Below are 11,929 nucleotides of genomic sequence, written 5' to 3' on the forward strand. Positions count from 1 at the left end.
ACTAATTTTGCTTTGAATTCAGAACTATAATTTTTTCTCATGTGATTCACCATCCTTAATAAAAATATTATGGAGAACCTAACTAAAAAGCAAGCATTTTTTTGTCTTAATTCTTGGGTCCATTATAGGCCTCGAGTAATTAATCAAGAAAAATTGGAAGACTTGTTTAAAAGAAATGAGGCTATAGAAATAAAAACTGATAAATTTATTAATATAAAAAATAATCAAATTATAGATGAGATGCTTAAAAAACGTAATTTCCGTTATGAAATAATATGTTATTTGTTTAAAAATAGTCCAAATTGTGAAATCTTTTATAAGAAAAGTAGAAAGTGCCTTATTGATAAGGCTATGGAAGTTTATAAAGTAAGTGAAAGTAGCATTAAACGAATGTTTTGCAATTATTTAAAAGGTGCAAAGACAATAAATTCACTAATTCCTAAGACAGATAACTGTGGTGCAAGAGGAAAAGAAAGGACAATTAAAAATAGGCAAGGTTTAATAATAGACAATGAAATTAAAAGGATTTTTAAGGAAGGTATAAATAAATATTATAATACATCGAGAAAAAACAATAAAAAAGTATGTTATGAACTAACTATTAGAGATTATTTAAGAATTAATCCAAATTCTAAAATACCATCAATTAAGCAATTTTATTATTGGTTTGCAAAAATAACTAATGATAGTAAAAGAAATGAAATTTCAAAGAGGTATGGTAATAGAATTTATTACCAGAAAGCAAGAGCTATAATAGGAAATTCTCTTCAAGATACATTGGGCCCAGCGGAACTTTATCAAATAGATTCAACGATTTTAGATGTTTATATTGTTAGTAAATTAAATCGTAATGTTATTGTAGGAAGACCTGTTTTGTACCTTGTTTTAGATGTATATAGTAGAATGATAGTTGGAATAAATGTATCTATAGAGCCGTTTAACAGCTATAATGGAGTTCAAGGAGCTTTAATAAATGCTTTTAGTAATAAAGTTAGTTATTGTAAAAAATATGGTATTTATATTAAGAAAGAAGAATGGGACGTTAATTGTATTCCAAGTAGAATCCTTGCGGATAGAGGCGACCTATTATCTGGAAATATACAGAATGCTATAAGCAATTTGAAAATACTTATACAAAATACAAGTTCATATCGAGGAGATATGAAAGGTATCGTAGAGAAAGCATTTGAACGTATTCATGCTTATATTAAACCTTTTGTAAATGGAGTTGTTGAAAATAAGTTTAATAAAATAGAAAGAGGCAATGTAGATTACAGACTTAAAGCAAATCTCATCCTGGATGAAATAACGCAGATAATAATTAGATACGTTTTATTTTACAATAATAGTCATGTCTTAAATAACTACGAATCTGACGGCCTCACAATAGAAAATAGTATACCTAAAATTCCAAGTAAAATATGGCAATATGGAGTTAAAAGCAAGATAGGACTACTTAGAGAGTTACCAGAAGAAATTATAAAATTAAATTTGCTTAATAATAAAGAAGTTTCTGTCACAAGTAAGGGAGTGAGATTAGGTAAGCTTTACTATGTGTCAAAATATACATTAGAAGCAGGATGGTATCAAAAGGCGAGAATTGAAGGAACTTTTAAAGTTAGAGTGAGTTACAAAACTGATGATTTATCTGAGATTTATTATATAAAAGAGGATAAGATGAGCTATGATACTTTAATATTGGTAACTTATATGGAGCAGTATAAAAATATGAGTGAAGAAGAAATAAATAAGGTTTTTGAATATGAAGGGATGTTAAATAAAGAGGCAAGTGAAAGAGAAATTAAGGAAAAAATAACACTATATGATGAGATAGAAAAGATAACAAAAAAAGCGAAAATAGAACAAGAAATAGTTAAAGATAAGGACATTAGTAAGAGTAAAAGATTAAGAAATATTAGGAATAATTTAGAAACTGAGAGAGATTTCTATAGAAAAGAAAAGAGCAATAATCATGCTGATATAGATGAAGATATTAAAGTATTTAATCAAATAATAAGTGATGAATGGAGAGAAGATTATGAGCAATAAGTTTATTTTGCCAAATGGAATAATAGCAGAAGAAGCAGAATATAAAGAGCAATTTATAGATGAATATAATAGTAATCCATTCATACAAGCACTTCCAACAATAAAGAATAGGGAAGAAATAATAAAAATATTGAATAAAGATATTAAAATTTCAAAAAAAGAATTAGAAGCGGATGGCTATATAAAGGAACATCTACTGCAAAGAATATATAAGATATTTCAGGTATTACCCATACATTTAAGGGTATGGAATATGATAAATACATTAATAAGACAAGGATATATAGAAAGAAATCCATTTAATTCAGAATACAGAAGGCATATAAATAAATTAGGAAACAATTTAATAAATAAAGATTTTTCTATAAATGTTAACAGTAACTTTATTACTACTGCAAGTTGTGGACTACTGGTCGGTTTTAGTGGTATGGGAAAAACTACAATAGTTAATAAGGTATTAGAAAATATACCTCAAGTTATATGCCATCATACATACAATAAAGAAGATTTTAATAATATTCAAGTATCTTGGATAAAGTTAGAAGCTCCACATAATAGTTCATTAAAGGCCCTTACATTACAATTTTTTATGAAAGTGGATGGATTGATAGGTACAGAAAATATGAAGAGATATGCAGTAAAAAATCTTTCTGTTGATGCTATGTTACCAATTATGGGTCAATTGGCAAATAATATAGGCTTAGGGTTGTTGGTTGTTGATGAATTACAACATTTAAATAGAAATACGACAGAAATTATGAATTATTTTGTTGCTTTAATGAATACATTTGGAGTACCAATTTTATTGATAGGAACACCAGCTTGCTATGATATGTTAACTCAGGAATTAAGGATTGCAAGACGAGTAACTGGTTCGGGTGAAATTATATGGAATAATATGAAAAACGATAAAGAATTCAGATTGTTTATGAAAGGAATTTGGAAATATCAATATCTGAAAAATTCATCAAGTTTAGATGAAAATATGATTAATCTATTTTATGAAAAGACACAAGGTATTAGTGATTTAATTGTAAAGCTATTTGTAAATACTCAAATGGTAGCAATCCAGACAAATATTGAACAAGTAACAAAGGAGTTAGTTGAAAAAGTATGGACTAAAAAATTCAAACTATTAAAGCCAATGATAAATAGTATTCAGAGAAATAATAAAGCACAAATGTTTAAGTATAGTGACATTAGGGTATTAGATACTGGGTCAGCACAAAATAGAGCTGATACTGAAATAAAATATGATAAGAAGAAAACAAAATTTGTAAAGTCCAAAATTAAAGTGAATAATTTAGAAAGTGATGACATTAGGAGAATTGTTATCGAAGGAATGAGAGAAGGAAAAACAAATTATAAATCTTTAATGGATTCTGGTTTAATATCTGATATTGATACAATATTAAAGGAGAAAAATTTATGATAAATGTTTTTCCCAAAATGTATAATGATGAATTATTATATAGTGTGATTGCAAGGTATAGGAGAATGTGTGGCTTAATAAATAAGGGAGCAGTAATTGAAGATTTTTATGGAAGAAGACAAGGAATGTTTCAAATGTTATTTCCATTACACCTTAACAAGCTTAGTTCAATGATTCCATTAGGTAATAAAATTACAGGAGAAAAATTACTACTGGAACATACAATGTATCCTTTCTATACGAAGTTTTTATCTGAGCAAATAAGTTATTCTATAAAAGATAGTATGCTTAATAAAACAAACGTAAGTATAATGGTAAAAACCTGTTTAAATAGTAGAAATGTAAGTGTAAATAAATATTTAAAGTATTGTCCAATTTGTGTAGCGGAAGATAAAAAAACTCTTGGAGAGAGTTACTGGAGAAGGGAACACCAATTTACTGGAGTATTTTTTTGTAGTAAACATATGGTTCAATTGCAAGAAAGCAAAGTAATGATGAGAAAGATTAATAATCAATATGTTTGCCCAGATGATATTAAAATTACTAATGTAAGTTCCATCAATGAAGAATATAAAAAATATAATTTAAAATATATAAGTTTAGTTAAGGAGCTTATAGGAGCTGATGAAAAAAGATTAGAATTATTTGATATAAATAGATTTTACAGATTTAAACTATATGAAATAGGCTTAGCAACAAAATGTGGAATTATATATAATAAAAAATTATTTGATAGATTTAGTAAGTTTTATCCCAGAGGTTACTTATATTTGCTGAAAAGTAGTTTGGGTGATGATGCTGAAAATTCGTGGTTGTGCAAATTTTTTTCTAATAAGCATAATAAATCTATAGTAAAGCATTTGTTGTTATTGCAATTTTTACGTTCTTCAATTTCTGAAATGTTTGATAAAGCTGAAAATGTAGAATTTAAAAAAAGTAATTATAAAAAACAGATACAGGTTTCTAAATTAGACTTAAATGAAAGAAAAAAGGAATGGATGAAAATTATACATGATAATCCTGATAGTTTGAGATGTGAATTGAGAAATATTAATAAAGCAGTTTATAGTTATATATATAAATATGATAGAGATTGGTATCATGAAGTAACTCCTAAAAATGTAAAAAGGAATAAAGGTGCATCAATAGATTGGAATAAAAGAGATGCTGAGTTCTTAGAAAAAGTAAAAGCGGCAGTAAATAATATTAAAAATAGAAGTGGTAAGCCTGTAAGGATATCTGTTGGTAGTATAAAAAGAGAGACTGGGATTGAAAAGAAATTAGATAATATTAAATTAGTTAAGACAAGAAAATATATTGAAACTGTTGTAGAAAGTAAAGAAGAATATTTGATAAGAAAAATAGAATGGGGAATTACTGAAATATTAGGCAATGGAGAAACTATTTCAAAAAATAAAATCAGAAAAAAATGTGTCCTTAATTGTTATAGAACAGGTAAGACTAAGAAGTTTATAAATGATGTTATTGATACAGAACTTGATAATATAAATGGTATAAGCAAACCTATAGAAAAAAATTTATATGTAAGCGAAAGTTTGTTGTAGAATACTAATTTAATTATGTAAAGAGGTAATTACTATGGATATAGATAGAGAATCTATTATTGCTGAAGTCCCAGAAGAATACGAAATTTGGGTAATGAAAAAACCAAGAAAAGGAGACCATATTAGAGTTAATAGAGGTATTTATGCACATCATGGAATTTATATAAGCGATGAGGAAGTAATACATTTTACTGGAACAGAAGATGATAGTGTTTTAGATTGGTCTAAAAATGAAGTCATAAAAACAGATTTAAATTATTTTTTGGAAAGGGGACAACTTGATGCAAAAGAATATACGTATGATGAGTTAAAAGATTTATACCCAGTAGAACATATAGTAGCTTATGCAAGAGTATATGTTTAGGCGATAGAGGTTATAATTTGGTATTTAATAATTGTGAACACTTTGCTAATACATGTACATTAGGTAGATTTAGAAGTAAGCAAGTTGAAAAAGTATTTAATATGCTTATAAAAAATGATAGGAGGCAAAATAAAATGGGCTTATTATGGAAAATAGGTGGATTTTTTAATGGATTATTATTTGAAAGAAATAATAATGAAGGTGGAAGTAGAAGTGCCACTAATACTACATATGAGCCAGATAAAGTAAAGATAGCAGAGATAGAATCTGAAACTAAGATTAGGCTCGCAAATATAGTAGTAAGGATGTGACAGAGATGAAAGGTGTATGTGTTAATTATTATGAAGAAGGAGCATATAAAATACTTGGAGAAGCTTTGAAGGATTTTATAGATGACAAAACTATTATTGTAAACATAGGGACAGATGGAGTATTAGGAGATTGCATTGGACCATTGTTAGGGTCTATGTTAGTTGGCATGGGGCTACAAATTCCTGTTATCGGTACGCTAAATGACCCGATACATGCGGGAAATTGTACATTCAAGATATTGGAAATAAAGAAAAAATTCGCAGGATACAAGGTGGTTGCAGTAGATAGCTGTTTAGGAAAAAATGTAGGTTATATAAAGATGGAAAAGGGTTCAATTAAGGTAGGAGCAGGTATTTCTAAGAAATATGCAGAAGTGGGAGATGTGTTCATAAAAGCTATTGTTGCAGGAGAAGAATCAGCCAAGAAATTTGCTCAACTAAAAATTCGTCTTCGGTACATTTATAATATGTCATTAGTAATTGCAGAAGCAATCCTTTATGCTTCTAAAAAGGGAGTTTAAGCTTGATGAACTAAAAAGTAAAATTGAAGGATTAGAAGTGCAAATAAAAGAAATAAAAAAATTGATTAATTAAGCCAATCCATTAAAGTTTGTTAAGAAATCAGGTTTGAAGAAATCTATAGAATTAGCAACAAATTTAATGGCTTATTGTTCAGTAGAGCAAATTTTAGATATGATAGTTGATTGGTATAAATATTGGAGGAATGTAATGTTATAGAATTGATTATATTACAAGAAGAATTTGAGTTAACAATTGAAAGCCTTAAGTCTTGAAGAGATAATGGTATTGATTTAAGATATGCAAGAGGAGAGCAAAATGAGCTAATTGTGCAATGTAGGCACTATGCTTAAGAAGTGATAATAAGTATAGATATTTGTATAAATGAGAGTAAAGAATTTAGATAGTTATAAAGCATATATGTTAAATTTATTTTTTGATTATGATACAATTAAAGATACGAAAATGTTAACATACTATGAATAATAGGATATTAGTATATAAGTATTTGATGGAGGAAATTATGGATATACAAGATTACATACACAATTATGATTATAATTATGACTTGAATACTTTAAGACAAACCTTTAAGGAACGTACTTTAGTGAAAAAGTATTTGGAAAATAATCCAGAAGAAAATTTTAAAAAATTTGTAAATGAATTTTGGTTAAATCCTAATAATTCTATTGATGAGCTAAAAAGAAAATATAATATAAATGCACAAATATCATATAGTGATATTATTAAATCATATCCTAATGATAAGTATATGCAATTATTAAAAATGTTCTATAGCCCAGATGTTACTATAGATAAATTAGTAGAGAGTTTTGCAATTCCATATAAAAAAATTGTGAAATTAGTAGTACCTATTCATATTAAAGAGTATGAAAAATATTGCCCAAAGTGTTTTAATGATTCATTTGAAATCTATTCAAATATAAGTTCAAACTTAGATGAATTAATATATAATTGTGAAAAGTGTTTAGAAAAGATTAAGTATGATAAATTACTAAGTAAAGAACAGGCTATAGAAGAGCATGAAAGAGTAGTTCAGAAGAAAATAAAGTTTCAAGAAAAGATGAATGAAATAAGCGATACTGTAAGTAATATCAAATGTCCAAAATGTCAAGGAAAACTTCAATTACAAGTAATGAAAGAAAAATTTGAATATATAATAGAATGTGAAAAATGCAATTATATTAGTTATGACATAGATAAAACGAAAAAGGAATATAGTGATTGGAAAAAAAGAGCGTCTATGATGATTGCAATTAAAGCTAAAGAGCGAGAATTGATTGAAAAGTCATTAGAGTCGAAGAAAGAGGAAGATATATTTTTTAAGAAGGAGGATATTATAAGAGAAAAAGATTGTATAGACGCTATTGAATTTTTATTTGAAATATTTAATACAGATAGCATTCAATTATGGAATACAATTTTTACTATAATTAAATCTTGCAATAGATTGGAAAAGAAATTATTAATAGAAATTATTGAATTTGGAAAAGAGCAAAATAAAGAGGTTATTGCTAATTTAAAAAAGAGTAAGGCCGTATTTTATGAGTATAGTCCAGAAGAGCCAATAGTATTTACTTTAATAGACAGAACAAAGATTATTGTTTCAAGACAAATATTAAGAAGTTTAGTTGATAAAAAACTTATAGTAATAGACGAAGAAGAAAATTATATATTAATACCTGAAGTTTTGGTCAATAATTTGGATTCAATAAAGAATCTTATAACTACTCAAAATATAAATTCAGCGATTCGTTATTTGATTTTTAGTAGACAAAATTTTACTTGCATGACTTGTGGAGAAACTGGAAGACCTTTAAAAATTGCATATTTAGCTATGGACAAGAATATAAATGATTTAAATAGTATGATAGCATTATGCGATAAATGCTTTGACTTAATGACGAAAAATGAAATATTAATTGATGGAACTATAACGTTCGATATGGATTATTCAGATAAAAATAAATTAAAAAGTTTAGAATTTTTATGCCAATGCTTTCCAGAGATTAAAGGTAATCAATTCATTTATGACACAATGGAAAGGTTGGAAAGTAAGTTTTCAATAAATAATATAATAAAAGCATTAGCTATTACTATAGATAAAATAAAAAAGAAACATATTGAAGGTACAATTAAGACATTAATAAATTATACTAAAGGCATATTAAATAAAGGTATTGAAAATGGAGAGGATATAAAGGTGTATCCTAAATTAATTGAAGAGTATAATTTAGATAAATGGATAATTGATGAATTATAAGAAAAATATGTATTCAATGTGAAGATTAATCATTGAAGTCTTAAATAAATCTATATAGTTTAAGAAAATAGTTTTTAAAAATAAATATATCAAAAGAAATACACATTTCTGGTTCAGTTTATTTGAAAAATGTGTATCTCTTTTGCCTTTGTTTCCATTCAAATTATGAAAAATTAATATATTGATGTGGAATAGTTTACTAAGAAATAATGCTAAGAAAAAATTAAAATAACCTTGAATTTATTTAGCTAATTTGTGGAGAAATAGTAACTTTTTTAGTTCCGTTTTTGTTATAAAAATATAATTTAATAATAAATAATTAGGATAAATGTTTTGTTAAAGGTAATCATCAAATGAGAAAGTGGATAGAAAACATTTAAAAAATATGAGATAATCTTCTAAAATAAATTTTAAAGTTTTTAAAGTTAACTTGAAAAACTTTAATAGGAGATTTTAAATGAATGTACAAAAAACAACATAGAATTATAGAATGAATAAGTGGATTAAAACCATACGTGGGATGCAGGAATAATGGAATTAAGACAAAATAATGTAACAGCTTTTTATGATAAAATAAAAAATATCATAGAAGACTGTTTTTTATGGAAAAAATAAAAGAGATTAATGTAGGAAAGAAAAATATTATTGCTGATTTAATTAGAGAATATGATATCCAATCTGTCTAAGATATCAAAGATACTTATTATAACATTTGTTTGAGTTAGTCCTTATATATATCTTTTGTCTGTATAATTATAAAAACTACAAAAATGTATTGGAAAGACTTTTTAAAGATAGAATTAAGGAAAATCTATACTTTTACAGTATATAATGATTTTCATATCAAATTAAAAAAATGGATAGAAAAGTTCAATAGGGTTGCAACTAAATATCTTACAAACTATATTTAAATATGTATTGGTTTAAATTATCTCAGTTCTTTAATATCGAAAGGGATAAAAAGGGTAAGCAGTTAATTGTTTAGGCACATACTGATTATTTCGGTACAAAATTGAAAAATTTTAAGACAGGAGATAGGTTATTTATATAGTAGAATAAATATATGCATGTAATATTTTGCAAAATATGTAATTTAGATATAAAATAACAGCATTTTTAAAATAGGCTATAAATAAGAAATGCCATCTCAGCGAAAAATGTATAAAGTCTATGTTTAATGGAGGGGTTAATATGTCAGTTTTTTTTTCTGAGGAGTTTAATGTAGAAAGTAAAATAGAGAAAATGGGAGTTTTTGATTGCTTACTTGATGAAGATAGTAATTATTTTATAAATTTAAAGAGATTAAAAGAAACACAAGTTCCAGAGTTTCAGGACGCATATGAAAAAATTAATAAATATTTTAGGGAAATTGGACTACTTTTAAAAACGTCCAAATGTAAAACAGATAAAATGTATAGAACTGCCATAAAAATGTTTGATTTCTCAGAAGTTAATGGAATTAACTTAGGATTTGCAAAAGGAAAAAGGGGTTCTGGATTTGGAGAAAAACTTAGGGAACAGATTATCAGTGATGCAAAAGATATAATTAATACTGGTTCTGAACAACCGGAAATATTTCATTTGCTTAGCTTGTTTGAAAATGATGTTGGACCAGATAGACTTAGTGATATGATAGCAAGACTAATATATGATAATATTGTTGAATATACACAAAATATAAATAACAAATTAGGCATTATTCCAAAAGCATATAATAATTATAAATTTCAAAATGGTTTAGTAAAAAATCCTTATAAAAAAAGTTTAATCTTACTATTGCCAATCGATATTTTGCATGAGTTGCCAATAGCAAGAGATTGGGATGATATTGATAGAGTGTGCAGAGAAAATAAAGCAATTAGGAATGAAGTTAATACATTGGTTAGATTAGAGTGGAAGAAGTTCACTACTGGATATAAAAAGGATTATTTAAAGAAGAATATTTTTATGAAACCAGAAAAATTAGGAGAAGTAATAAAAGCATATAATAGTATGAGTATAGAACCATATAATATATTTAATAATAATGAATATTTTATTCAAAAAGTTGCACACAATTATAAAAATAAGTTTCCTATTACAATAGAATCTAATAAAAGTTCTTTTGAAGCATCCTTAGAGATATGTAATCATTTTAAAGATTTGATAGAAAACAATAAAGGATATGAAGTTTTATATATTGATAAAAAACCAAGAGATGAAAAAATTGTTCAATGTGTTTTGTATATGACAGCAGAATATTACTGTAAAGCCAATAAATTAGATATTAGTCGTGAATCAAATACAGGAAGAGGTCCTGTAGATTTTAAAATTAGTAGAGGGGTGGATAAAACAGTAATCGAAATTAAACTAACTACTAATAAAGAAACAGTTCATGGATTTGAAGTGCAAATTGAAGAATATGCAAAGTCTGAGAAGACAAATAACAAAATTTTTATGATGATAGATAATGGTGGACCGAAAAAAAGAATTAATGATGTATATAAGATATACGAAGAAAGAAAAAGTAAGAATAAAAATCCAGCAGAAATTGTATTAATTGATGCCAAACCAAAAGATTCTGCAAGTAAATACAAACTTGATAAAGCAGCAAAGAAAAACTAATTAGTAATATAAAAAGGTTAGTAATGGTATGATAAAGATTATAAAATTTGTAAAAAATATCATGTTAAATTAATGCAGGAATATTCTCATTGTGAAAGGTAATTAAGCAACTTTACTTCATTGCCACGAACATACTACTGTAATTATTGCAAAACTTGTTTAGGTTTCAAAGAGTATTAAAACGGTCAAATTGCATCAACAAGTGAAATATAGTAAAATTGGGTTTATGTTAATGTTAGAAGCAGAAGAAAGAAGAAAAAAGTTTAAAATAGTTGATGGAAAATAAAGAAAAGCAATATTTATAAATGTATCTGATGACATTAAAATGTAGTTGAATTCCAAGGAAGTTATATTAACTATCAACATTGAGCCTTTATATATTATGATTATATGACATTGTATGAAATATCAATAAATGAAGCTATGTCTAATGGGAGACTACCACATATGTTTCTCAATGTAAACAGTTAATATATCATGCTGGAATATTCATGTATTTTGTCATCAAGCGTTTTAAAGTCAAAGATTTATGTATTTTTATATTTGAGTTTACACAATAGTTTTTTCACCCCTATACATAAGCTAAACATTATGTGAAAATATAGTTCAATATAAACATACTATATTTTATATTAGATAGTGAATTCATGGAAAATTTAATCTTATTACTACTATGTATCCACCAAATAACCCTTGATAATTCCGATTAAACCCTGCCGATTTCCACTAAAGCCTGATGGCAACCCCGTAAGGGGTGTAATTAGAGATACAACAAAAATTAGAGCTGAGAGTAAAACTCTT

The 11,929-nt window shown here is 26.2% G+C and carries 8 protein-coding genes; all 8 read left to right on the forward strand.

The genetic code is table 11. The annotated features are described in order from the left end of the window. Positions 1-153: 153 nt before the first annotated feature. Positions 154-2,049 carry a Mu transposase C-terminal domain-containing protein gene (locus tag WY13_RS12435; protein WP_204377965.1) on the forward strand — a complete coding sequence of 632 codons (1,896 nt, stop codon included), beginning with the start codon at positions 154-156 and terminating at the stop codon, positions 2,047-2,049. Continuing rightward, on the forward strand, positions 2,039-3,481 hold the full coding sequence (locus tag WY13_RS12440) for an ATP-binding protein (RefSeq protein WP_063555964.1): 1,443 nt from the start codon (positions 2,039-2,041) through the stop codon (positions 3,479-3,481). Before WY13_RS12435 ends, WY13_RS12440 begins: the two co-directional genes overlap by 11 nt. Beyond that, positions 3,478-5,046, forward strand: coding sequence for a TnsD family Tn7-like transposition protein (locus WY13_RS12445; RefSeq protein WP_063555965.1), 1,569 nt, complete (start codon positions 3,478-3,480; stop codon positions 5,044-5,046). Before WY13_RS12440 ends, WY13_RS12445 begins: the two co-directional genes overlap by 4 nt. A 34-nt stretch (positions 5,047-5,080) precedes the next feature. Then, positions 5,081-5,410 (forward strand): lecithin retinol acyltransferase family protein, encoded by a 330-nt coding sequence (locus WY13_RS21535; protein ID WP_063555966.1) that lies wholly within the window; start codon positions 5,081-5,083, stop codon positions 5,408-5,410. Between the two features lie 134 nt (positions 5,411-5,544). Then, a complete protein-coding gene (locus WY13_RS21825) occupies positions 5,545-5,721 on the forward strand; it encodes a hypothetical protein (RefSeq protein WP_242866487.1) in 177 nt (58 codons plus the stop codon). A gap of 5 nt (positions 5,722-5,726) precedes the next feature. Continuing rightward, positions 5,727-6,242 carry a spore protease YyaC gene (gene yyaC, locus WY13_RS12460; protein ID WP_063555968.1) on the forward strand — a complete coding sequence of 172 codons (516 nt, stop codon included), beginning with the start codon at positions 5,727-5,729 and terminating at the stop codon, positions 6,240-6,242. Between the two features lie 521 nt (positions 6,243-6,763). Further along, positions 6,764-8,524: a hypothetical protein gene (locus tag WY13_RS12465; RefSeq protein ID WP_063555969.1), complete on the forward strand. Its 1,761-nt coding sequence runs from the start codon at positions 6,764-6,766 to the stop codon at positions 8,522-8,524. A gap of 1,191 nt (positions 8,525-9,715) precedes the next feature. Beyond that, on the forward strand, positions 9,716-11,128 hold the full coding sequence (locus WY13_RS12470; RefSeq protein WP_156499033.1) for a hypothetical protein: 1,413 nt from the start codon (positions 9,716-9,718) through the stop codon (positions 11,126-11,128). The last annotated feature ends 801 nt before the right edge of the window (positions 11,129-11,929 follow it).

The sequence above is a fragment of the Clostridium ljungdahlii genome (genome assembly GCF_001636845.1).
GTDB classification, from domain to species: Bacteria; Bacillota; Clostridia; order Clostridiales; family Clostridiaceae; genus Clostridium_B; species Clostridium_B ljungdahlii_A.